Here is a 21760-nt window from a genome sequence, read left to right on the forward strand (position 1 = left end):
CAATTGCTAGCCTTATTTATCTCGGCTAAAAGTTGTTGACACGGATATGGCGAATACCCCCTTGTCCGCTGCCTTCAGAAGGGAAAAATGAGATGAAAGAAGCACCGCATTCCGTCGATGTTCACGTCGGAAAGACGATCCGTATCCAGCGTCTGTTGAGGAAAGTTTCTCAGACGGAACTGGGCGATCGTGTCGGCGTAACGTTCCAGCAGATCCAGAAATACGAAAAGGGTTCCAACCGCGTTTCCGCCAGCATGCTGGTCGAAATCGCCGGCGCGCTGAAGGTCGACGTCAGGACATTTTTCGACGACATGTCGACACCTGATACGGCCAACGACAACCCCGCTCCGAGCGAGGAATTCGTTATTTCGCGCGAAGGCGTGCTTCTCAATGCGGCGTTCTTTTCGATCAAGAACGAAGCGCTTCGCAAGAAAATCCTGAAGCTCGTCCAGGCGATTGCCCACACTGAACAGTTGGACTCTGAAGCGGCTGAATAGGGTCCTTCACGCGATCCCAACGGACCGCACTAGGCACGAGGATCAATAACAATCGATCGCGCTCAATGGCGATCGATCAGGATTAGATTCTCGCTGGCATCCTTCATTGCGATCTTGGCTTTGCTGCCGAGCAGTTTCTCGAGATTGACGTCAAGCTCCCTGTCGGGATCTATGCCGTCCCAATCGATGACGACCTGCAGCAGCGCCATGTTCGTCAGGTGCATCAGATTACGCAGCCGCAGCTTTTCAGCCTCCTCCTTGGCTGCCGACAGCAGCCGGAAGATCCTTGCGTATTCGCTGCCGGTACCCTCGTTGTGTTGATCAAACATCGTTCCCGCCTCTTTGGTCGTGGAACCCTACGATTCCAACTGTGCTGCATCTTTCCGCCGCGACCGTTATTCAAGCGTTACAGGAACCGAATTGCGCGTGACTTCGGCATGCAAGAGCTCCCAATGTGAGGTCGCGGCAAAGCGCCAGTCACGGTTGACGGGGAGGAATTTATCCCGGCGCAGCCAGTCCAACACCAGTCGCGCGTCGTTGCGCTTGCGCTCGACGCGGCTGCCGCGGATGGCGGCGAGGATATGTTCGCGGCGCGGCTTGCGGAAATGGCACTCGTCGGCCACCTTCGCATAGGTGCGTTCGGAGAAATGCAGAAACCGGCCGGCCAGCAGCAGCTTCTTGCGCTCGCCGGGCGTAATCTCGCCGCTGGCGTAAAGCGCATCGATCGTCGGCTCGAAATCGACCCAGGGAACGGAAAGCGGCAGCCAGCCGAGCTCCTGCGGCGCATGCACCAGCGCGACGGCCTCATCGTCGAGCAACCGTCCGGACTCGTAATCTTCGAAGATCGAGCCGAGCCCGACCATGCCGAAGGGGGCGCATTCGGCTGCCCTGAGCGCCCCCATGCTGGCCCCGCCGGCAACGGCGACATCATGTTCGAGTGCGTACAGTATTTCCTTGTGCCAGACCGAAGGCAGATCGCCGAAATAGCCGTCGACTAGGCCGATCGCAGTGGCGCCGTCCTGAACGGCCTTCAGGATGTCGCCGGCGGCGGCCGGCGGCCGGAAATCGATGCAAGGAGACATGGCTCTTGCCGCGGCCAGATCACTGCCAAGGCTCGGGCCGACGAACAGCACCTTCATGATTCGGCTCCTCTTATGGTGTTGACCGCGCGCATGCCGAGCTGGATGTATTGGCCTGAGATATCGACCTCCAGTCCCGGCACAATCACTCTGACGACGGAGATCGGCAGGGCTCGATGCGGAAACGGCACGACGACGATCTGCTCGATGCCGGTCGCCGCCAGACGATCGGCAATATGGCTCACGGATTCCTGGATCGTCGCCGGGCGGCGATGGCGCACCTGGAATGAGCGCATCCGGCCATCGCCCTCGCAAAGTTCGACCACCTGCTGCATCGCCTCGCTCCTGTCGAGCCGCTGATAGATGCGCGGCGAGAAATCGTCGCGGCTGCCGGCAATCGCGGTCAGCCGGCTCTGCGCCGCTTCGGTGATGGCGCGTAGCGCGGCGCGCACGGGGTCGGGGTGGCAGCCGCAGCCCCCGCAGACATGCGACCAGCGCGCGTCGACACGGTCGGAAAGATTGCCTGGCATGATAACGGCCAGAAAAGCGGGAACGCCGATATCCGTCGTCATGTCGAGCAGCAGCAGTTTCATGCCGGCGCGCTTGATCCGGTCGGTCATGACGTCGATGACCGCATCGCCGAAGGAGGCGGGATCGACGCGGCTCTCCTTCAGCCGTTCAGGCGACTTCAGCTGGGTCAAGGCCCAGGCGTCGCGCTCCACCAGCTCGCAAAGCCCATGCAGCACCGCCTCGGACGGCGTGTTGCCGGAGGCAAGCCCATCGCTCGACTGCTCGAAGCCCGCCGGCCTCTCGCCGCGATGGTCGAGTCCGACGAGCCACCAGGGCACGAAGACGCTGCTGCCTGAAAGGATGTCGAGCCCCGTGCACCAGGGAATAGGCTTGCTGCCGATCTCGTCGGGCGCGCAGCGTGCGACATTGTCGAGATCGATCATCGCCGCATGCTCCGCCCGCATGCTGTCGATCGTCGCCTGCGTCAGGTCGGTGGGGGCAATTTCAGCGATCCGCGTCTCGATCGCTTCCATCGCCGCCGAGGTCATGGCGGCATCATTGTCGATACCCTTGCCCTGAAACACCGAGAGCGTATGGCTGTTCGGCCTCGTTGCGAAGGCGACGGGGATGTTCAAGACGTCGAGTGCTGTCAGCAGACCGACGCGCGTGATGCCGAATTCGCGCAGATGCGGCCTGATGGCCGCGAGGGTCTGAGCCGGCGTGACCGCGCGGTCATGATAATCGCTGACGCCGGCCGATGATCGTTTAAGGTCACCGGCAAGCGTTTCAAGGTCGGTGAAAACGGACATACCGATCTGTTCCTTAGCGGAACCTCAGCGCATGCGTCAGGCTCTCGAGCGCATTGGCGGAAACGTTGAGTTCGTCCTGCTTCAGGGCTGCCCTGGCGGCAGCAGAAAAGCGCAGCGACTGTGTCTGAGCTGCAGTGGTTTCAGCATTCGTCTTCATGTTCCATCTCCGATTGGTTGGGCAGCGCCTTGCTGCCGTTAACCATCGGAAAGAAACATTGCCTCCGTCATTTAAGCGTTACAGGCTTCGTTAAAAGGCCGTGCAATCAGGGAAGACCAGCAAGTTGCAGGCCTTTTATCAGCGGTTCCGTATAGGCGGGATCGCGATCGGGGACGAAATGACGGATATCCTCGCTGCGGAAATCGGGGAAGTTTTCCAGCACCACCCTGGCGTAATTCCTGGCTTTGCCCGTATCGCCTGCCATGGCATGCGAGGCGGCGAGCAGTCGGGCTGTTGCCTGCTTCGCCTTCACCGGCTCCAGCGCCTCGATCGCCATTTCATATTCTTCGCGCATGAAGTGGATGCCGCCGAGGTTCCAGTAATAATAGTCCGGCGGCAGCGGATTGAGTTTGAAGGCCGCGCGGCTGAGCTCCAGCGCTCGATCGAAATCGCCATCATGGGAAAGGGCATCGGCGAAATCGGCGAGGATGTCGGCGTCGTTGGGATTGAGATCCTGGGCCTGCTGGAAATATTCGAGGCTTTCGTCGAAACGGCGGCGATAAAGCGCCACGAAGCCGAGCTCGCGGTAGGCCCGGCCGCTGTTTGGGTCGGACTGCTGGGCCTGCCGGGCAGCACCGTTCGCCTCGTCGAGCAGTTCCTTGTCCCGCATGCCGCGGATCAGCCATTCCATGCCGAGCGCGCGCGACATGCCGGCATGGGCGGCAGAGAAATGTTCGTAACGATTGAGCGAGGATTTGAACCATTTGCGCGCCTGGCGCAGATGCTGCAGATCGGTCTGGGCAATCAGCCGTTTGCCTTCAAGGTAGAGACGGTAGGCGGACGGCGGCGCCTCGCCGATCGGCATGGCCAGCTCGTGGCGTTCGATCGTGTCGGCGAGCGAGGAGACGATCCGGCGCGTCAGATGCGCGAAGGATTCGCTGATCTTCTGCATGACCAGCGGCAGTTCGATGGCCCAGATTACCTCCGATGTCGTTGTCCGCGTCAGCCGGCAGGTCGCAAAGACATCCTCGTCGCGGCCCTGGATGGTGACGTAGACCGCATAGTCGAAGCTGAGGTCGAGCGGACCGGGCACTGCACGCGACGGATCGATCGAACGGCTGAGGATCTCCAGGCTCGTATGCGCCGCGATTACCTTGAAGCCGCGCTGCTGGCTAAGGCCGATGGTGACGTCTTCGAGAAGGGCCCTTCCGACGCGCTCCATCAGCGGATCGGTGAAGATGCTTTCGGGCGGCAGAATGATGATGCGCGGCTGGCCGACCGGATTGACGGAAAGGTTAAGCGCCGACTGTGGATGTCCCGACGTCGCCTGTGCTGCCGGCGCCAGGTTGAGTTCGCGGGCAAGAGCAGTGGTGCTTTCTTCCGGCTCGGTGTCGAAGTCGTCCTTCAGCTGGCTCTTGCACTTCAGATAGGCCTGACGCGCCGCTGCCGGGTCGTTCATCCTGACATAGGTGCGCATCAAGGCGCGATAGGCTGTCTCGCTGGCAGGGTCGAGTTCCAGCAGGCGCCTGGCAAGCGTGACCTGCTCTTCATCCGATCTTTCTTCTGATGTCTCGACCAGCCGGGTGAGATGGGCGGAGCGCAGTTCATCGACACGCTGGCGCTCAAAGGTCAGCCAGTCCTCGGCGCCCTGCGTCGGCGATTTGACGCCTTCGAGCAATTCGCCGTTCAGGAGGCCACCGTCTTCGGGTGCGAGCGGCCCTTTCTGTTTCAGTATATGAACGTCGACCTCCCAGCCATCAGCAAGGCCGATATGGGTACGGGTCGCGGCAAGCAGCTGTGGAAGGCCAGCGGGAACGCTCTGCTCGATGCGCGCGAGCAGCTGGCGCAGGCTGCCGGCCCGTTTTTCCGGCAGCTCCGATTGCCAGAGCTGTCGCCTGACGGTTTCGCGGTCAAGTTCGAAATTGGGTTCGGCGGCGAGCATGGCGAGGAGAAAATAAGACTTCTCCGGCAAGGGGAGTTCCTTCCCCGCCGCCAGCAATCGCGGTCTTCCGAGCAGGCACAACCTGTTCGTCAGCATCTGCCGGATGTCCGTCGCATCTCGGTTCTCACCCCTGAAAGCCAAGGCGCACAAGCGCACGGCCAATCAAAATCATGTTAGAGCTATAAGAGCCCGGCGCATAGCGGCTTTGCTTAAAAAAGAAGAAATTTCATCGAATATTTGCATATTCGCGCCGCACACGGGCAGGTAATGCTTTGTCAACACTTGCTTGAGGCGCGGTTTTCGTTCGGCCGAAGGCTATTTACGCCGTGAATAGGCCTGAGGGGTCAAAGCACCTGTGCAATCCGTCTCGGGCTTACTTCCGTAGCGGTTGTGGCCTCTACGAAATCAAGCCCGATATCCAGAACCGGCGCGCTGTGTGTCAGCCAGCCGACGGAAATGAGATCGACACCGGAAGCCGCGATGGCCGCGGCCGTTGCCGGAGTGACGCGGCCGGACGCTTCGGTGATGGCCCGGCCGGCGACGATGGCGACGGCCTCGCGCAGCTGATCCGGTGTCATATTGTCGAGCAGCACGCCATCGACGCCGGTCTCCATCGCTTCACGCAGCTGATCGAGGGTGTCCACTTCGACCTCAATCTTCACCATATGGCCGACGCCAGCCCGCGCCCGACGGATCGCTTCAGCGACCCCACCGGCGATGGCGACGTGATTATCCTTGATCAGCACCGCGTCATAAAGCGCGAAACGGTGGTTCATACCGCCACCGGCCCGCACTGCATATTTTTCCAGCGCCCTCAGCCCTGGCGTCGTCTTGCGCGTGCAGGCGACGGAAGCCCTGGTGCCGCGGATGGCGGCGGCAATCTCAGCCGTCACAGTCGCAATGCCGGAGAGGTGGCCGACGAAATTCAGCGCGGTGCGCTCGCCGCTCAGCAGGCCACGTGACGGACCTTCGATGGTGGCGATCACATCGCCGGGCTTGACCGCATCGCCATCCTGGAGGTGGCGGCGCATGACGATCTCGGGATCGACGAGGGCGAAAGCGAGTTCGGCGGCATCGAGACCGGCGATCACGCCCGGCTGGCGGGCCGCCATCACCACCGTCGAACGGTGATCGCGAGGAATGACCGAGGCCGAGGTGATGTCACCGGCAAGACCCAGATCTTCGAGCAGGGCGGCCCGCACCAAAGGTTCGACGATCAGGCGCGGAAGGGGAACGAGGCTCATCTCAGGCACTCCTTGCAAGGGCATAGGGCGGCGTCGCGCGGGCGATCTCCAGAACATCGGAAAGGCACATCCGGCGCCGGTTGGCATTGGCGAGCTTCAGCGGAAAATCGGTGCGGGCTTGGGCGCCGCGCGATTCCATCCGCAGGCTGGCAAAGACGGCGATCAGCAGCGCGACGATGGCCGGATCGGCGGCAGGGCCGTTGCCTTCGGCAAGCGGCAGCAGTGCGGCGATCGCGCCCTGAATGGCGCCGGCATTGCGCAGCACGCCGAGATGGCGCGAGACGATCGGTCGGACGAGCGATGCATCGGCCGGCGCCGGCAGTCTCTCGGCGAAGACGGTGCCGGTACCACTCGCCGGCATACCTGATATGTCGCGTGCCGCCCGCATGCCCATGACAGCCGCCTCCAGCAGCGAATTGCTGGCAAGCCGGTTTGCGCCGTGCAGGCCGGTCGAGGCCGCCTCACCGGCGACCCAGAGGCCGGGAACCGAGCTGCGGCCATTTGCATCCGTGGCGACACCGCCCATGTGATAGTGAACGGCCGGGCGCACAGGAATGAGGTCTTTCGCCGGATCGATGCCGGCTTCACCGCAAAGGCTCGAGATGACAGGAAAACGGGCGGCGAAGCGGCTGCCCAGAGCAGCGCGGGCATCGAGGAAGACCCTGCAGCCGCGGGCGATTTCGGCGCTGATCGCCCGCGCCACCACGTCACGCGCTGCAAGTTCGGCGCCTGATATGCGGGCCATGAACCGTTCGCCGCGTTCGTTGACGAGCAAAGCCCCCTCGCCGCGCACCGCCTCGCTGATGAGCGCCAGCGGCCTGCGGCGTGAATCGAGCGCCGTTGGATGGAACTGCACGAATTCCATATCGGCGAGCGCGGCGCCGGCCCTTGCCGCGAGCGCGATCCCCTGGCCGAAATTGCCGATCGGATTGGTGGTTGCGTCGTAAAGCCCGCCAATGCCGCCGGTGGCGAGCACCACCCTTGAAGTCGGCAGAATGGCGGCGCCATTCGAGGTCGCGCAAAGCAGGCCGGCGACCTGCTCTCCGTCCATCAGAATCCGCCGCGCCTCGAAACCTTCGAGCACTGATATAGCTGGCGTTTCCATCACCGCCTTGATCAGCGCGGCGATGATCGCAGCACCCGAGCCATCGCCTTCGGCGTGGACGATACGACGGCGATTATGGGCTGCTTCCAGCCCGAGCGAGAGGTCTCCTGCGGCATTCCTGTCGAAGCGGACGCCGGCTTGCTCCAGCGCGGCGATCGCCGCCGGCGCCTCGGCGATGATGCCGGCGGCAATGGCCGGATCGCAGAGCCCGTCGCCGGCCGCAAGCGTATCGGCAAGATGCAGCGCTGCGCTGTCGTCGGCGCCCATGCTGGCGGCGATGCCACCCTGCGCCCAGGCGCTCGATGTCTCCGCGCCAATGGCCGCGCGGGTGACGATGATGGAGGGTTCAGGCGCCAGGGTCAGCGCGGTCATCAGCCCCGCAAGTCCGCTACCGACGATCACCGTGCGCCCAGTGAGATGTTCGAGAATCTTGGTCATATCGCCAACATCCTCTCGACGGCGCGGCGCGCGGCCACGGCAATTGCCGGATCGATGGTGACCTCGTGGCGGTTTTCTTCGAGGGCCGCGCGGATATTGGCCAGCGTGATGCGCTTCATATGCGGGCAGAGATTACAGGGGCGAATGAACTCGACATCGGGATGGTGCACGGCGACATTGTCGCTCATCGAGCATTCGGTGAGCAGCACGACACGCGCCGGTTTCTGCCTGCCGACATAATCCGACATGACAGCGGTGGAGCCGGCGAAATCGGCTTCGGCCACCACTTCGGGCGGGCATTCGGGATGGGCGAGTACTGTGACGCCTGGATGGTTTTCACGCAGCTGGCGCACATCCTCGGCGGTGAAGAGTTCGTGCACCTCGCAATGCCCATGCCAGGCGATGATCTCGACGTCAGTCTCGCGGGCGACGTTGCGCGCCAGATATTCGTCCGGGATCATCAGCACCTTCGGCACACCGAGCGATTCCACCACTTGTTTTGCATTGCCCGAGGTGCAGCAGATGTCGGAGGCAGCCTTCACCGCGGCGGACGTATTGACATAAGTGACGATGGGCACGCCGGGGTGGGTCTGGCGCAGCAGCGCGATATCCTCGGGCGTGATCGAATCCGCCAGCGAACAACCAGCGCCGAGATCCGGGATCAATACTGTTTTCTCAGGGTTCAGCAGCTTGGCGGTTTCGGCCATGAAATGCACGCCGGCAAGCACGATGACATCGGCGTCGACCTCGATCGCCTTGCGGGCGAGTGCCAGACTGTCGCCGACAATATCGGCCACGCCATGGAAGATCTCCGGTGTCTGATAGTTATGCGCGAGAATGACGGCGTTGCGGCGGCGCTTGAGTTCGAGGATCGCGTCGACGTCATTCTCGAACGTCATCCATTCGGCTTTGGGAATGACGCGGCTGACGCGCTCGTAGAGCGAGGATGCGGAAACAGGATAATTCATGACCGGCTCCTAATTATGCTCTCTTTGAGCATATCCAAAGAGATATTCTCGCGATGAGCATATGTCAATTGCGGGAGAGCGGTAATTTCGTTCCTGCCAGCGCCCGTTCTTCGAGCACGGTGTGGCGAAAGCGGAAAAGCTTGGCTGGCCGGCCGCCGGTTTCACTTTCGGTTCCGCCGGTTTCCTCGACCAGTTCCTGCTGTTCGATGAGGCGGCGAAAATTCTGCTTGTGCATCGTCAGCCCCGCGAGCGCCTCGATGGTGCGCTGCAGCCTCAGCAGCGTGAAGTTCTCCGGCATCAGCTCGAAGACGACAGGGCGGTATTTGATCTTGGCGCGCAGCCGGGCGATCCCGGTTGCGAGAATCCGGCGGTGATCGGCAAACATCGCGCGGCCGAGATTGGCCTCCGCCACGCATCCGGCTTCCGAGACGAGCCCCGCCTCGTAAAGCAGTTCGTAGCGCTGCAACGCCAGATCCTCGTTCCAGCCGCCACCATCGAGGCCGAAAGTGAAATCCGCCCGGCGATGGCGATGGTCGCGTCTTGCCGGATCCGCGTTGGCCCAGCTCTTCAGACGCGCCATGATCGCGTCAAGCACGGCCGGCCGGCCCTGCCGGTGGTCTTCCCAGGGGAAATATTCGTACCAGCCATGCCATCCCGGCCGGCCGGCGCCCGACTGCTCGTTGACGAGGCCAAGATAGCTGATCGAGATCGTCCGCCCGCCAGGGATGTCGTTGTTCCGGTCGCGGTCGGCGAAGGTATAGAGCTGTTCGAGATAGCCGACGGGATGTTCCGTCTGCTCCTGCACCCATTCGCGCAGGCCCGATTGCAGGGTGCGATGCCCCATTTCGAAGGGGCCCGACGGCAGCGCGTTGCCGGAGCGGATGGTCATCACGCGCGGTTCGTCCCCCGTCACCGCGACGAGCACCGCAATCAATTCCGCATGCGCAAAGCCGATCGTCACAGGGGACCGAATACTCCGTTCCGAATGAATCGAACGGATAATTCCTGACACAGGCCGGCACGGAAGCCAATGGAGAGGAAGCGCCTTTGCGGCGCTTCCCACATCATCGAAGCAATAGCGCGCGGTTGCTCTCAGCTATTGCCTGTCTCGCTTTTCAGCCGCTGCAGGAAGATTTCCAGTTCAACGTCGTCGATACCGACGAGATGGCGCTTTTCCGGATAGGCGCCGGTCCTGACATCCTCGGCAAATTCGGTGAAGGCGGCAATGCGCTCGCGCTGCAGCCGGTCGTGTTCGGCGGCGAAGTCGCGATAGATCTTGGCGTGGCGCGGATAGTGGTCGCGATTGGCGCCGAGCACGTCGTCGGCGAAGAGATATTGGGCGTCGCAGCCGCTGCCTGCTCCCATGGAGATCATCAGCATCGATGTGTTGCTGCTGATGGCGGCAGCGACGTCCCCCGGGACGACTTCAATTTCCGCGGCGAAGGCGCCGGCCTCTTCCAGCGCCTTGGTCTGCCGCCAGATCTCGGCGGCACTCGCCGCCGTCTTGCCGACGGCGCGGAAGCCGCCGGTCCATGTCGCCTTCGAAGGGATCAGCCCGAGATGGCCGCAGACCGGGATGCCTTCATCGCGCATGCGCCGGATCGTCTGCAGGCTTGCGGCGCAATAGACCGCATCACCCCCTGCCTTCAGCGCTGCGAAGGCCGCACGCAGATAGTCCTCGGCCGAGACATGATCGCCATATTCGAGCCCCGGAATGGCAAAGGGAGTGGGGGCGATCTCGCGAAAGACTGGCCCGAGCAGCGAGGGCGGCACGGAGACGATGTCGATCCCCGCTTTTTCGGCGGCGTCCGCCTCCTCCAGCGAGGTGACGCGCAGCATTGTGAGCTGGCGCTTGCCTTTTTCCGAAAGCAGATCGGCGACGGTTGCGCGTCTATGTTTTTTCATCATCAATTCCTTTGAAAATATCGGCAGCTCAGGCGGCCAGCAGGGATTTCAGCTTGATCTCGCTGGCTGCCAGCGCTGCCGGGTTCGGATGGGCGCGCGCTGCGATCAGCATTTCGGCGAGCCTGATGTCGCGTGCCACCGCATTGCCCGGCCCGATGCCGCTTGCGGCGATCAATCGACCGTCGGCGTCGAGATGGAAGAGAATGAAGGCGCCTGGGCCGAGATCGCGGCGCTGATGCGTGGCGGCCCCTTCGGCAAGGCCCGATATTTGCAGCGTCAAGTCGTATTGGTCCGACCAGAACCATGGCACTGATGAAACGGCTTGGTTGAGGCCGAGCATGTTGGCCGCGGCCAATGTGCCCTGCTCCTGGGCATTGCGCCAGGATTCGAGCCGCACCCGCCGACCGCCATAGATCGCCAGCGGAAAGGAGCAGCAATCACCAGCCGCGAAGACATCGGGTGCGGAGGTCTGGAGATGGGTGTCGACGGCGATGCCATTGTCGATTGCGAGGCCCGCTCTTTCGGCGATCTCGACATTCGGCCGTGCACCGATGCCGACGAGGACGAGATCGGCTTCGATGACCTCGCCGGTCGACAATTTGATCTGGGCTTTGCCGTTTTCCGCAGTCAGCCCCTCGATGGAGACGCCGCAGCGGATATCGACGCCTTCAGCGCGGTGGCGCGCGGTGAGCAGATGGGCGATCTCCTCCGGTACACCGCGCTTCAGTACGCGTTCCAGCCCCTCGATGACGGTGACATCGGCGCCGAGCAGCCGCGCCGTTGCCGCAAGTTCCAGTCCGATGAAGCCGCCACCAACGATGGCGATATGCCGGCCAGGCTTCATTGCATCGCGCAGCGCCGCCGCATCATGATGCGTCCTCAGCGAGCGAATATGCCGGCTGCCCTCTGGCGCACCGGGGAGCGAACGCGCGGCCGCACCGGTTGCAAGCAGAAGCTTGTGGTAGGAGAGCGCCGTCCCGTCCGAAAGCGTGACAGTCCTGGATGCGGGATCGAAATCCCTGGCCTCGAGGCCGGTCAGCAGCCGGATTCCGTTTTCGATATATTTTTCCGCAGCGGCGATGAATTTCGGATCGCTGGCATCGGCGGGACCGGTCTTCGAAAGCGGCGGCCGCTCGTAAGGGGCAAGGGGCTCGGCGCCAACCAGCGTTACCTCGCCGGCAAAGCCCTTTTCCCGCAGGGCGAAGGCGGCGCGCGCACCGCATTCGCCCGCACCCAGGATGACGAAATGAACCACGCCGGCCTCCCTCAGAGCGAGATGAAGACGGCACCGTCTTCGATCTTGACAGGATAGGTCTTGAGGTTGACGCAGACAGGCGCCCCCTTGGCTTCGCCCGTCTTGTAGTTGAAGCGGCCATTATGCTTTGGACATTCGATGATCTCATCCATGACAAGCCCGTCGGCGAGATGGATATGTTCATGCGTGCAGAGCCCGTCGGTCGCGAAGAACTCGTCGTCCGGGCTGCGATAGACCGCGAAGGTGCGCCCGTCGTGATCGAAGCGGATGACATCTTCTTCGTCGATCTCATCCTTGTCGCAGACCTGGATCCAATTTCCGCTCATCTTGTCCTCCCTGAATTGTAATTATTGCGCGGCCGGGGCCAGCTCGTTGTGGAATTCCTCGCGATAGGGCCGAGCGGTGGCCGGCAGGTCGCGCCTCAGGAAATAATCCTCGTTGCGCAGCTGGCGCAGGAAGGCCGGGATCATCTCGCGATAGCCGGACCAGATGGACGGGTTCGGCGCCGGCAGGTCGTGCTTGATCATCGCGTGCAGCTTGGGCAGCGCGTGGTAGGGCACCATCGGAAACATGTGATGTTCGACGTGATAGTTCATGTTCCAGTAGATGAAGCGGCTGATCGGGTTCATGTAGACCGTGCGGCTGTTCAACCGATGATCGATGACATTGTCGGCAAGGCCGCCATGCTGCAGCAGTCCGGTCAGCACATGGTGCCAGGCGCCGTAGAGGCGCGGCAGGCCGATCAGCATCAGCGGCAGGATCGAGCCCATGGCGATCGCGGTTGCGATCGTCACCAGATAGATCACCAGCCAGATGCGGGCAATGCGGATCGCCTTCGGCTGCTCCATCTCGGGAATGAAAGTCTCTTCCGCCGCGCTGACGACGCCGAAGGCATTGCGCAGCATATCGACGATCGCATGCCAGGCATCGAGGATGCCGAAGAAATTAAGCACCACCCGGAAGAGATCCGGCGGCCGCATCACGGCGATCTCGGGATCACGGCCGACGACGACCGTATCGGTATGATGGCGCGCATGGCTCCAGCGCCATGTCACCGGGTTGCGCATGATCATGAAGCAGGCGATCTGGTAGACGACATCGTTCATCCAGCGTGTCTTGAAGGCGGTGCCGTGACCGCATTCGTGCCAGCGGCTGTCGGTGGCCGAGCCGTAGAGCACGCCATAGGCGAGGAAGAAGGGCACGGCCACCCACGAGCCCCAGAAATAGATGCCAAGCCCGGCAAAGATTGCCATGGCGCCGAGCCAGATGATCGTGTCGCGGATCGCCGGCGCATCGGAGCGCTGCATCAACGCCTTCATCTCCTTGCGCGGAATGTCGGTGTGGTACCATTCGGCTGCCGCAAGCCCCGTCTCGACGGCGGTGCGTCCGCTTTCGCCAAGAAGGTCGTAGTCACGTTTCTTCGTCTGGGTCGCCATTATCCGCTCCCGTTATGCCCTTGCCTGGGAGAATAGGTTGACTTTGGAAGGCGCTCAATGCAGGTTTGATATAATCTATCAAAAGCTATCAAAAATGGCTTGCATTCATGATTGAATCCATCAGGAACGCCGATGCGCCGTCCCACCATATCCGATCTTGCCCGCGCCTCCGGCGTCAGTGTCGCCACCGTCGACCGCGTTCTCAACGCGCGCCACCGGGTGCGCGAGGAGACAGCGCGACGGGTCTATGATGCGGCGCAGTCGATCGGCTATCACGCTGTCGGGCTGATCAAGCAGCGCGTCTTCGAGGATCTGCCGCAATACAGGCTCGCCTTCCTGCTGCAGAAGCCGATGCAACCCTTCTATCAGAGCTTCGTGCGTGAGATCGAAACCGCGGCACGGGCGCTGACGAGCGCGCGCATCCAGACGCAGATCGACTTTCCGTCAGCCGCGACACCGGCTGCCATCGTCGAAAAGATCAAGGCGCTCGGCGCGCGCAACCAGGCCGTTGCTCTCGTTGGCCCGGATTATCCGGCGGTGACGACGGCGGTGGAGGAGTTGAAGGAGCGCGGCATTCCGGTGTTCTCGCTGCTTTCCGATCTCGCCACCGGCGTGCGCGACGCCTATGTCGGCGTCAACAACCGCAAGGTCGGGCGCACCGCCGCCTGGACGATTGCGCGCACGGCCGCCAGGCCCGGAAAGGTCGCCTGTTTCGTCGGCAGCCACCGTTTTCACGGCCATGAGCTCAGAGAAATCGGCTTTCGCTCCTATTTTCGCGAGAATGCGCCTGATTTCGATGTCGTCGACACGCTGATCAATCTCGAGACCGCCGAGATCACCCACGAGGCGACGTTGACGCTGCTGCAGAAACATCCCGATCTCGTCGGCCTCTATGTCTGCGGCGGCGGCATGGAGGGGGCAATTTCGGCATTCCGCGAAGAAGGCGTCGGCGGCAAGATCGTCCTCGTGGTCAACGAACTGACGCCCGACAGCAAAGCCGGTCTTGCCGACGATATCGTCGCCATGGCGATCGGAACCCCCCTGCCCTCCCTCTGTAAGGAGTTGATGGTCTTGATGACGGGCGCCATCGAAAACGGTGAAACGGCTGTTCCCGGGCAACTCTTCCTGCCTTTCGATATCCATATTTCGGAGAACATCTAAGCAATGATGAAATTCCATCATTCCGTTCGAAATTCTCTCAGCAATGAAAGCGGGCGCCGGCGATGACGTATGGATTGCGATGCGAATTCCGATAGAGATTTGCGGACCCATTCACGAGGACCGCTCCGCCCTGATGCGGAGATCAGGAGGAGATGCCGATCATGACTTCGATCCGTTTTGCGCTCAACCATATGGCCGCGCCGTCGCTTGCCATCGGCGATTTCTTCGCGCTGGCCAGATCGCTCGGCATCGATGCCGTCGAGATCCGCAACGACCTTTCCGGCAACGCCATCCTTGATGGCACCAAACCCGAGGTGATCAGGCAAGCGGCCGCCCACCATGGCGTGATGATCATCTCGATCAACGCCCTGCAGCGCTTCAACGAGTGGAACGCGACCCGGGCTGCCGAAGCGCAGGAGCTGATCGATTATGCCAGCGCGTCGGGCGCCAAGGCGCTCGTCCTCGTTCCGAAGAATGACGGCACTGGCTGCGCCGATGGCGAACGGCAGGCCAATCTGCGTCAGTCCCTGGCTGCGCTGAAGCCGATGCTGGAGGAGGCCGGTATTATCGGTCTCGTCGAGCCGCTCGGTTTCGAGATCTGCTCGCTGCGCTCGAAGACCGAGGCGGCCGAGGCCATCAAGGAACTCGGCGCGGAATCGACCTTCAGGCTTGTCCACGACACCTTCCACCATCATCTTGCCGGCGAAGCGGCGACCTTCCCTGAGCTGGCCGGCCTCGTTCACATTTCCGGGGTCAGCGATCCTTCCGTTGCTGTTGCCGATATGCACGATTCTCACCGCGTCCTGGTCGATGCCGACGATCTGCTCGACAATGCCGGGCAGGTCAGGGCGCTGCTGCAGGCGGGTTATGCCGGCCCGGTCTCCTTCGAGCCCTTCGCGGCGGAGGTGCATGCGCTGAAGGATCCGGGCGGCGCGCTGCGCGCCAGCATGGAGTATCTTAGCGCGCGGGTCTAAAAGCCGCGTGGTCGCTTGACGCTACTCTCTGCCTCTGAACCGACGCTGATAGGCCGGATCGTAGAGCGAGCTTTCGCGGAAATCTTCCACTGCCAGTGATGGGCCGACGAAGATGATCGCTGTGCGTTCGATCGGTTCGGCGGCAACCTTTGCCTCGATATCGGCGAGCGTGCCGCGCAGGATGCGCTCGTCCGCCCAGGAGGCCTTGACGACGATTGCGACCGGGCAGTCGGCGCCATAAAGCGGCGTCAATTCTTCGACCACGTGCTTCAGCGCGTGGATGGCCAGATGGATCGCCAGCGTCGCGCCCGTCGCGCCGAACTTCGCCAGTGTCTCGTCGTTCGGCATTGGTGATGCGCGGCCGGAAACGCGGGTCAGCACCAGGCTCTGCGCCACAGCCGGGATCGTCAGCTCTCGACCGAGTGCTGCGGCCGCAGCGGCAAAGGCCGGAACACCAGGCGTCATCGTATAGTCGATGCCATGCTTTTGAAGTCGGCGCACCTGCTCGGCGACTGCACTCCAGACCGAGAGATCGCCGGAATGCAGCCGGGCAACATCCTGGCCGGCCGCGGCGGCGCGAAGATATTCCGCCTCGATCTCGTCGAGCGACATCGGCGCCGTATCGACGATACGTGCGCCCGGCGGACAATATCGCAGCAGTTCGGGCGAGACGATCGAACCGGCATAAAGGCAGACCGGGCATCGGGCGATGAGATCGCGGCCACGCACCGTGATCAGATCTGCAGCACCTGGCCCCGCGCCGATGAAATGCACCGTCATCTCGTCATCCTTTTATCCAGCGCCACTGCGTCACCGGCATCGCCGGCCGCCAGCCGCTCATGCCGCCGACAGGCTGTGCGCGCGATATTTCGATCCGCGTGAGGAAGCCGCCGCGTTTGCCATGTTCGGCGAGCAGCACCGCTTCCATCTCCAGCGTCACGGCATTGGCAACGAGCCGCCCTCCCCGCTTCAGCGCGGCAATCGCGGTATCGACAACACCCGGCTCGCTGCCGCCGCCGCCGAGGAAGATCACATCCGGTTCCGGCAGCGCCTTCAGCGCGAGGGGTGCTGCACCTTCGACGACAGCAAGATGCGGCACGCCGAAGGCGGCTGCGTTGCGGGCGACACGTGCGGCCCGCTCCGGCGATTGTTCGAGGGCGATTGCCTTGAGGCTGGGATCGGCAAGCATCCATTCGATGCCGATCGATCCCGATCCCGCGCCGATATCCCAGAGCAGTTCGCCGTGACGCGGCGCAAGCGCCGAAAGCGTCATCGCCCGGATTTCGCGTTTGGTGATCTGTCCGTCATGCTCGAACAGTTCGTCCTCGAGCCCGGCCGTAAACGGCAGGATGCGAGCCCCCTCCCCTGCCGCGATATCGACGGCGCAGACATTCAGGGGGTCGATGTCCAGGAGGTCGAAATCCGCCGCCGCCACACTTCTTTGCCGTTCCCGAGCGCCGCCAAGCGCCTCGAGCACTGTAAGTCGTGACTGACCGAAGCCAGCGGCAGTCAGCAGCGCAGCCAGGTCGCCGGGCCCCTTCTCGTCCGAAGTCAGCGCCAGGATGCGCCGTCCGGGGTGCAGCTGCGGCCGGATCAGGTCGATCGGCCGTCCATGCAGCGAGATCGTTGCGACCTCCTGCAGCGGCCAGCCAAGGCGGGAGGCAGCAAGGCTGAAGGCCGAGGGTGCGGGGATGGTGCGCATCTCTTCCGCCGCCACATGGCGGGAGAGCGTCGCGCCGACGCCATAGAGGAACGGGTCGCCGGAGGCGAGCACGACAACAGGCGTGCCGCGCCTTTCAAGGACGGCCTCGACCGAGCGCTCGAACGGGCTCTGCCAGGAAAGCCTTTCGCCTGTGATCAGCGAGGCAGCGAGTGCATGATGTCGCGCACCGCCGAAGACGGCGGGTGCAGTCGCGATCAGCCCTTTCGCCTCTTCGCCCAGCCCTTCTGGACCATCTTCGCCGATGCCGATAATAGTCAGCCAGCGCTGGCCGGACGCAGGAGCGACATCAGACATGGGAAGACCCCGCATCCTGATCCTCGGCGGCACCAGCGAGGCGCGGCTGCTGGCCGAGGCGCTGGCGGCGGGTGATGATTGCGATGTTCTGCTGTCGCTTGCCGGCCGCACCGAAAAACCGGCCACGCAGCCTGTTCCGGTTCGCATCGGCGGTTTCGGCGGCGCTGCCGCACTTGCCGATTTCCTGAAGGCCGGCGGATATGACCTGTTGATCGACGCCACACATCCCTTCGCCGAACGGATTTCGGCCAATGCCGCTTTCGCGGCTGAGACCACCGGCATTGCCGCCATCGCTCTGCGCCGTCTCGAATGGCAACGCGTGGCCGGCGATCGCTGGCGGGACGTGCGGAGCATTCCGGCTGCCATCGAAGCGCTCGGCCCCTCCCCCCGCCACGTCTTCCTGGCGACGGGCCGGCAGGGCGCCCATCATGCGGAAGCCGCACCGCAACATCACTATCTCGTCCGCAGCGTCGATCCCGTCGAACCGCCGCTTGCGCTTGATAACGTCGAGTACGTCCTTGATCGGGGCCCGTTCACGCTGGACGGTGAATGCGATCTGCTGAGGCAGCACGACATCGACGTCATCGTCGCCAAGAACAGCGGCGGTGCGGCCACCTATGCGAAGATCGAGGCAGCCCGCCTGCTCGGCATCGAGGTGATGATGGTGACGCGCGCGCCGGCCCCGATCGTCAAGGCGGTCGACACTGTCGAGGCGGCGCTGGCAGTGATCGATCACCTATATCCCCCCGCCATGAAACGCGGCGTATAGACGAGGTCCAGCCGGCCTGGCCGCGTGACGATGCGTGTCTCGGCGGAGCCGATGATGATGCAGGTCGCCATATCGGCAATCGACGCATCTGCCTGCGACAGCTGCTGGACGGCGATACGTTCGTCCGGCCGCCCGGCCGCCCGCCCGAAAATAACCGGCGTTGCTGCAGGCAGATGGTCACGCAACAGCTTGAAGGCCTCGCCGAGCTGCCAGGGCCGCGCCCGGCTGATCGGATTATAAAGCGCGATGACAAAACCCGCCTTTGCCGCCAAGACAAGACGGTTTTCTATTATATTCCAAGGCTTTAGATTGTCAGACAGCGATATGGCGCAGAAGTCGTGGCCAAGCGGAGCGCCTGCTCTTGCCGCTACCGCCAGCATCGCCGTGATGCCGGGCAGGATCATGAGATCGACCGCGCGCCACGCTGCCGGACCGTTCTCGATCGCTTCGCAGACCGCGGCCGCCATGGCGAAGACGCCGGGGTCGCCGCCGGAGACGACGCAGACCTTGGCGCCATCAGCTGCCATGGCGAGTGCTGCCCCTGCTCTGCCGAGCTCCTCGCGATTGTCCGAGGCATGCCGCAGTTGATCGTCGCGGAGCTCCAGCCTGTCGAGATAAGGTCCGTAGCCGAAGAAATCCGTCGCCGCATCGACAGCGGCCAGCGCTTCCGGCGTCATCTGCTCGGGGTTGCCGGGACCGGTGCCGATCACGAAAAGCCTGCCGCTCATCGGCTGCCCTCCCAGCCCGGCACCAGCACGAGCGAAAAATACGGTGCATCGCCGCCGGTCCTGTCGGCAAGCTTTTCCATCGCCGCATTCGCCATGGTGCCGCGCTCGACATAGACGGCTTCCGCAAGCCGGCCGGCGGCCGCCAGTGCCCGGCGGATCTTCGGCAGGTTGCGGCCGACCTTCATGATGACGGCGGCTTGCGTATCGGCAAGGCGGCGCGTCAGCTCGGTCTCGGCCATCGTACCGGGCAGTACGGTAAGCACGTCGTCACCCTGGACGATCGGCATGCCCGCCAGCGACCAGCAGCCCGACATGGCGCTGATGCCTGGGATCACTTCCGTCGAGTAGCGTTTGGAAAGCCTGACATGCAGGTGCATATAGGAGCCGTAGAAGAGCGGATCGCCTTCGCTGAGAACGGCGACAGTCAGCCCGGCATCGAGATGCTCGGCAACAGCTTTGGCAGACAGATCGTAGAATTGGGTGATCAGCCTCTGATAGCGTTCGTCGTTCTTGTCGATTTCGGTCGTCACCGGATAATAGAGCGGCAGCAGCGTCACCCCGGATTTCAGCAGCGGCTCGACGATCGCCTTGCCGTTGCCGCCCCTGCCCTGCTTGGCGAAATAGGCGATCACATCAGCGCCTTCGATGGCGCGGACGGCCTTGATAGTCAGGAGCTCCGGATCGCCGGGACCCGTGCCGACGCCGATGAGACGGCCGCTTGTCATCATAGGCCCGGCCTCGCCAGTGCATTGATGGCGGCTGCGGTCATGGCGCTGCCGCCGAGCCGGCCGCGGACGATGGCAAAGGGGACGCCGTAGGAATTTTCCGCCAATGCATCCTTCGATTCCGCCGCACCGACGAAGCCCACGGGCATGCCGAGGATCGCCGCGGGTTTCGGGGCTCCGTCGCGCAGGAGTTCGAGCAGATGGAAGAGCGCTGTCGGTGCATTGCCGATCGCGACAACGCTTCCGCCGAGCCGATCGAGCCAGAGATGCATGGCGGCGGCCGAGCGCGTATTGCCGGTCTCGCGTGCAAGCTCGGGTGTCGCGGGATCGCGCAGTGTGCAGATCACCTCGTTCTGCGCCGGCAGCCGTGCCCGGGTGACGCCCTGGGATACCATTTCCGCGTCGCAGAAAATCGGCGCGCCACTCTTCAGCGCGTCGCGCGCGGCACTGACGAAATCGGCGGAAAAGACAAAATGCTCCGCCGCCTCGACCAGCCCGCAGGCGTGGATCATGCGCACGGCGATTTCGGCTTGATCGTCGGTGAAGCGCGAAAGATCGGCCTCGGCACGGATAATCGCAAAGGAACGCTCGTAGATCGCATCGCCGCTGCGGATATAATCGTAGTCTGGCATTCCTATTCCTGTCGCAGCGCCTTCGAAACGCCGGTTGCGCCAAGCCGTGTAAGGCAGGCGGCGGTCGATTCGCCAGCGTCTTTGTTGTCTTCGATGGTCCGGGCGAGCCTCTCTATAGCGAAATCGATCCGACCGCCAGAGATCCGTTCGTCCGGCAGATCCGCAGCAAGCCCATTGAGGATGAGGCCATAACCCTCCGCCGAGCCCGTCAGGGTCAGCGCCGGCCGCGCATGAGCGCAGCCCTTAGGACAGCCGGACAGATGCAGTGTCAGCGAACCGTCGAAAAGGGCAGGTGCTACGGCAATGAGCCGGCGCGCCAGGGCTCGCGTCTCGTAAAAGGCGGAGCCGCAGGCGCCGGCGCCGGCGCAGGCGGCGATATGCTCACTGTTCTCGCCGGGCTGGGTGCTGAAGCCATGTCCAGCTGCGGCGATCTGTATAGCCGGCACTGTATCGGCGGAAAGCCCGATGAGGTAGAAACCGCGACCAGGTGCAAGGCGGATGCCGGTTGCGCCACGGGCCTTTGCCAAGTCAAGCAAAGCGACCAGATCGGAGGCTCTCATCTGCCCGAATTCCGGCCTGACGCCGAGTATGGTTTTGCTGTTCTCAAGCCTGTGCAAGCCGGCAAGCGGCCCTGCCGCGCGGGACGCAATGGATCGAATGCCATCCATCGCGGGAAAACGCACCCGCAGAAGCGCCAGATCTATATCCCTTGCCCGCCTGCCCCGCCCGAAGGTCGCCAACAGGCTCAGAATTTCGCCGACGGCCGATATCGCGGCCTCTGCAGGACCGATCGCGACTGGCGTTGCAGTTTCACCGTCGCCATTGATCGCGACAAGCCAATCTGTGTGGGATTGAGCAACGACACGAATATCGGCAGACAGTGCTGACAAGCCGAAGGATCCGCCGCCATCGACGACAAGCGAGAGTTTCGGCGCGAGCCGCGGCGAGGCAAGCAGATCGTGGAGCGTACTGCGCAAGGCCATTTCCATCGCGGCCGGATCGCTTATCTCTTCCGGGTCGATGCCGTGCAGCGGCGATGTCTCGATCGCCGGCCCCTCCGGCACGGTGATCCCGGCGGCATCGATATCGGCGGCAAGCTGTCCGACGGTCTCGGCGCGCAGCCCGCGGATCTGCAGATTGCCGCGCGCGGTGATTTCAAGAATGCCGTTTCCATGGGCCGCGGCCGAGCGAGCAAGGCTTGCGAATTGCGACAGCGTCAACGCGCCATCGGCCGGCCGCAGCCGGACCAGCAAACCGTCGCCGGTCGGCATGGGCGCGGCAAGGGCGGGGCAGGCGCCGCGCCTACGCATCTCCACCACCGGGCGATCATGCAGATCCGCCTCGCCTGTCCTGTCGCTCGCCTTTGCGGCCTTAATGCTCATTTTCGATCCTCTGATCATTTCTTACAT

23 protein-coding genes are annotated in these 21760 nt (G+C 63.2%); 4 read left to right on the top strand and 19 right to left on the bottom strand.

Going from position 1 to position 21760, the window contains the following annotated elements; translation table 11 throughout:
- The first annotated feature begins 92 nt into the window (after window positions 1-92).
- Window positions 93-497 carry a helix-turn-helix domain-containing protein gene (locus HFO99_RS06455; protein WP_018071616.1) on the top strand — a complete coding sequence of 135 codons (405 nt, stop codon included), beginning with the start codon at window positions 93-95 and terminating at the stop codon, window positions 495-497.
- Window positions 498-559: 62 nt separating this feature from the next.
- Here the strand turns inward: HFO99_RS06455 and HFO99_RS06460 are convergent, their stop codons facing one another.
- The 13 genes from HFO99_RS06460 to HFO99_RS06520 form a co-directional block, all read right to left on the bottom strand.
- Complete coding sequence (locus tag HFO99_RS06460; protein ID WP_017968524.1) at window positions 560-826, bottom strand: hypothetical protein; 267 nt, start codon at window positions 824-826, stop codon at window positions 560-562.
- 66 nt (window positions 827-892) lie between these two features.
- Complete coding sequence (locus HFO99_RS06465; RefSeq protein ID WP_222360035.1) at window positions 893-1636, bottom strand: TfuA-like protein; 744 nt, start codon at window positions 1634-1636, stop codon at window positions 893-895.
- Window positions 1633-2895 carry a YcaO-like family protein gene (locus tag HFO99_RS06470; RefSeq protein ID WP_222360037.1) on the bottom strand — a complete coding sequence of 421 codons (1263 nt, stop codon included), beginning with the start codon at window positions 2893-2895 and terminating at the stop codon, window positions 1633-1635. The genes HFO99_RS06465 and HFO99_RS06470 overlap by 4 nt, the downstream gene beginning before the upstream one ends.
- Before the next feature lie 13 nt (window positions 2896-2908).
- A complete protein-coding gene (locus HFO99_RS06475; RefSeq protein ID WP_003553391.1) occupies window positions 2909-3052 on the bottom strand; it encodes a hypothetical protein in 144 nt (47 codons plus the stop codon).
- 106 nt (window positions 3053-3158) lie between these two features.
- Complete coding sequence (locus HFO99_RS06480; RefSeq protein WP_222360413.1) at window positions 3159-5150, bottom strand: BTAD domain-containing putative transcriptional regulator; 1992 nt, start codon at window positions 5148-5150, stop codon at window positions 3159-3161.
- Window positions 5151-5338: 188 nt separating this feature from the next.
- The gene (nadC, locus tag HFO99_RS06485) at window positions 5339-6262 is read right to left on the bottom strand and encodes a carboxylating nicotinate-nucleotide diphosphorylase (RefSeq protein ID WP_222360039.1); all 924 of its coding nucleotides are present in this window, start codon (window positions 6260-6262) and stop codon (window positions 5339-5341) included.
- Window positions 6240-7781, bottom strand: coding sequence for an L-aspartate oxidase (locus HFO99_RS06490; RefSeq protein ID WP_222360041.1), 1542 nt, complete (start codon window positions 7779-7781; stop codon window positions 6240-6242). Before HFO99_RS06490 ends, nadC begins: the two co-directional genes overlap by 23 nt.
- Window positions 7778-8749 carry a quinolinate synthase NadA gene (gene nadA / locus HFO99_RS06495; protein WP_222360043.1) on the bottom strand — a complete coding sequence of 324 codons (972 nt, stop codon included), beginning with the start codon at window positions 8747-8749 and terminating at the stop codon, window positions 7778-7780. The genes HFO99_RS06490 and nadA overlap by 4 nt, the downstream gene beginning before the upstream one ends.
- A 64-nt stretch (window positions 8750-8813) precedes the next feature.
- Window positions 8814-9812, bottom strand: a complete 999-nt coding sequence (locus HFO99_RS06500) for an NUDIX hydrolase (RefSeq protein WP_222360045.1) — start codon at window positions 9810-9812, stop codon at window positions 8814-8816.
- Window positions 9813-9841: 29 nt separating this feature from the next.
- Entirely contained in the window at window positions 9842-10657 is an 816-nt protein-coding gene (locus HFO99_RS06505) for a 3-methyl-2-oxobutanoate hydroxymethyltransferase (protein ID WP_222360047.1), read from the bottom strand.
- A gap of 25 nt (window positions 10658-10682) precedes the next feature.
- The gene (locus HFO99_RS06510; RefSeq protein WP_222360049.1) at window positions 10683-11909 is read right to left on the bottom strand and encodes an NAD(P)/FAD-dependent oxidoreductase; all 1227 of its coding nucleotides are present in this window, start codon (window positions 11907-11909) and stop codon (window positions 10683-10685) included.
- Window positions 11910-11920: 11 nt separating this feature from the next.
- Window positions 11921-12235, bottom strand: a complete 315-nt coding sequence (locus HFO99_RS06515; RefSeq protein ID WP_003548266.1) for a MocE family 2Fe-2S type ferredoxin — start codon at window positions 12233-12235, stop codon at window positions 11921-11923.
- Window positions 12236-12256: 21 nt separating this feature from the next.
- Window positions 12257-13345 (bottom strand): fatty acid desaturase family protein, encoded by a 1089-nt coding sequence (locus HFO99_RS06520; protein WP_222360051.1) that lies wholly within the window; start codon window positions 13343-13345, stop codon window positions 12257-12259.
- A 132-nt stretch (window positions 13346-13477) separates the two neighbouring features.
- Between HFO99_RS06520 and HFO99_RS06525 the strand changes: the two genes are divergently transcribed.
- A complete protein-coding gene (locus HFO99_RS06525; protein WP_222360054.1) occupies window positions 13478-14506 on the top strand; it encodes a LacI family DNA-binding transcriptional regulator in 1029 nt (342 codons plus the stop codon).
- A 161-nt stretch (window positions 14507-14667) separates the two neighbouring features.
- Window positions 14668-15480, top strand: a complete 813-nt coding sequence (locus HFO99_RS06530; RefSeq protein ID WP_222360056.1) for a TIM barrel protein — start codon at window positions 14668-14670, stop codon at window positions 15478-15480.
- A 21-nt stretch (window positions 15481-15501) separates the two neighbouring features.
- On the opposite strand, the gene cobM is transcribed toward HFO99_RS06530, so the two are convergent.
- Together cobM and cbiE are read right to left on the bottom strand one after the other, a co-directional pair.
- Window positions 15502-16260 carry a precorrin-4 C(11)-methyltransferase gene (gene cobM, locus HFO99_RS06535; protein WP_222360058.1) on the bottom strand — a complete coding sequence of 253 codons (759 nt, stop codon included), beginning with the start codon at window positions 16258-16260 and terminating at the stop codon, window positions 15502-15504.
- 4 nt (window positions 16261-16264) lie between these two features.
- Window positions 16265-17497 carry a precorrin-6y C5,15-methyltransferase (decarboxylating) subunit CbiE gene (cbiE, locus tag HFO99_RS06540; protein ID WP_222360060.1) on the bottom strand — a complete coding sequence of 411 codons (1233 nt, stop codon included), beginning with the start codon at window positions 17495-17497 and terminating at the stop codon, window positions 16265-16267.
- Between cbiE and HFO99_RS06545 the strand changes: the two genes are divergently transcribed.
- Window positions 17496-18266, top strand: a complete 771-nt coding sequence (locus tag HFO99_RS06545; protein ID WP_222360062.1) for a cobalt-precorrin-6A reductase — start codon at window positions 17496-17498, stop codon at window positions 18264-18266. The two genes, cbiE and HFO99_RS06545, sit on opposite strands and share 2 nt — an antisense overlap.
- On the opposite strand, the gene HFO99_RS06550 is transcribed toward HFO99_RS06545, so the two are convergent.
- From HFO99_RS06550 to cobG, 4 genes are read right to left on the bottom strand one after another with little or no spacing between them, the layout of a single operon-like run.
- Window positions 18230-18994 carry a precorrin-3B C(17)-methyltransferase gene (locus HFO99_RS06550; protein WP_222360064.1) on the bottom strand — a complete coding sequence of 255 codons (765 nt, stop codon included), beginning with the start codon at window positions 18992-18994 and terminating at the stop codon, window positions 18230-18232. The genes HFO99_RS06545 and HFO99_RS06550 overlap by 37 nt on opposite strands.
- A complete protein-coding gene (locus tag HFO99_RS06555) occupies window positions 18991-19722 on the bottom strand; it encodes a precorrin-2 C(20)-methyltransferase (RefSeq protein WP_222360066.1) in 732 nt (243 codons plus the stop codon). Before HFO99_RS06555 ends, HFO99_RS06550 begins: the two co-directional genes overlap by 4 nt.
- Window positions 19719-20351, bottom strand: a complete 633-nt coding sequence (locus tag HFO99_RS06560; protein ID WP_163880975.1) for a precorrin-8X methylmutase — start codon at window positions 20349-20351, stop codon at window positions 19719-19721. The genes HFO99_RS06555 and HFO99_RS06560 overlap by 4 nt, the downstream gene beginning before the upstream one ends.
- A 2-nt stretch (window positions 20352-20353) precedes the next feature.
- Window positions 20354-21733: a precorrin-3B synthase gene (gene cobG, locus HFO99_RS06565; RefSeq protein WP_222360068.1), complete on the bottom strand. Its 1380-nt coding sequence runs from the start codon at window positions 21731-21733 to the stop codon at window positions 20354-20356.
- Between the last annotated feature and the right edge of the window lie 27 nt (window positions 21734-21760).

Source organism: Rhizobium leguminosarum, assembly GCF_019798305.1.
GTDB lineage: Bacteria > Pseudomonadota > Alphaproteobacteria > Rhizobiales > Rhizobiaceae > Rhizobium > Rhizobium leguminosarum_U.

What these genes read in the sequence shown, in the direction of transcription:
- HFO99_RS06460 (WP_017968524.1), bottom strand. Translation starts at nt 826, where the DNA reads ATGTTTGATCAACACAACGAGGGTACCGGCAGCGAATACGCAAGGATC.
- HFO99_RS06490 (WP_222360041.1), bottom strand. Translation starts at nt 7,781, where the DNA reads ATGACCAAGATTCTCGAACATCTCACTGGGCGCACGGTGATCGTCGGT.
- nadC (WP_222360039.1), bottom strand. Translation starts at nt 6,262, where the DNA reads ATGCCCTTGCAAGGAGTGCCTGAGATGAGCCTCGTTCCCCTTCCGCGC.
- HFO99_RS06525 (WP_222360054.1), top strand. Translation starts at nt 13,478, where the DNA reads ATGCGCCGTCCCACCATATCCGATCTTGCCCGCGCCTCCGGCGTCAGT.
- HFO99_RS06455 (WP_018071616.1), top strand. Translation starts at nt 93, where the DNA reads ATGAAAGAAGCACCGCATTCCGTCGATGTTCACGTCGGAAAGACGATC.
- HFO99_RS06520 (WP_222360051.1), bottom strand. Translation starts at nt 13,345, where the DNA reads ATGGCGACCCAGACGAAGAAACGTGACTACGACCTTCTTGGCGAAAGC.
- HFO99_RS06550 (WP_222360064.1), bottom strand. Translation starts at nt 18,994, where the DNA reads ATGAGCGGCAGGCTTTTCGTGATCGGCACCGGTCCCGGCAACCCCGAG.
- HFO99_RS06465 (WP_222360035.1), bottom strand. Translation starts at nt 1,636, where the DNA reads ATGAAGGTGCTGTTCGTCGGCCCGAGCCTTGGCAGTGATCTGGCCGCG.
- nadA (WP_222360043.1), bottom strand. Translation starts at nt 8,749, where the DNA reads ATGAATTATCCTGTTTCCGCATCCTCGCTCTACGAGCGCGTCAGCCGC.
- cobG (WP_222360068.1), bottom strand. Translation starts at nt 21,733, where the DNA reads ATGAGCATTAAGGCCGCAAAGGCGAGCGACAGGACAGGCGAGGCGGAT.
- HFO99_RS06530 (WP_222360056.1), top strand. Translation starts at nt 14,668, where the DNA reads ATGACTTCGATCCGTTTTGCGCTCAACCATATGGCCGCGCCGTCGCTT.
- HFO99_RS06475 (WP_003553391.1), bottom strand. Translation starts at nt 3,052, where the DNA reads ATGAAGACGAATGCTGAAACCACTGCAGCTCAGACACAGTCGCTGCGC.
- HFO99_RS06505 (WP_222360047.1), bottom strand. Translation starts at nt 10,657, where the DNA reads ATGATGAAAAAACATAGACGCGCAACCGTCGCCGATCTGCTTTCGGAA.
- HFO99_RS06515 (WP_003548266.1), bottom strand. Translation starts at nt 12,235, where the DNA reads ATGAGCGGAAATTGGATCCAGGTCTGCGACAAGGATGAGATCGACGAA.
- cbiE (WP_222360060.1), bottom strand. Translation starts at nt 17,497, where the DNA reads ATGTCTGATGTCGCTCCTGCGTCCGGCCAGCGCTGGCTGACTATTATC.
- HFO99_RS06560 (WP_163880975.1), bottom strand. Translation starts at nt 20,351, where the DNA reads ATGCCAGACTACGATTATATCCGCAGCGGCGATGCGATCTACGAGCGT.
- HFO99_RS06470 (WP_222360037.1), bottom strand. Translation starts at nt 2,895, where the DNA reads ATGTCCGTTTTCACCGACCTTGAAACGCTTGCCGGTGACCTTAAACGA.
- cobM (WP_222360058.1), bottom strand. Translation starts at nt 16,260, where the DNA reads ATGACGGTGCATTTCATCGGCGCGGGGCCAGGTGCTGCAGATCTGATC.
- HFO99_RS06545 (WP_222360062.1), top strand. Translation starts at nt 17,496, where the DNA reads ATGGGAAGACCCCGCATCCTGATCCTCGGCGGCACCAGCGAGGCGCGG.
- HFO99_RS06555 (WP_222360066.1), bottom strand. Translation starts at nt 19,722, where the DNA reads ATGATGACAAGCGGCCGTCTCATCGGCGTCGGCACGGGTCCCGGCGAT.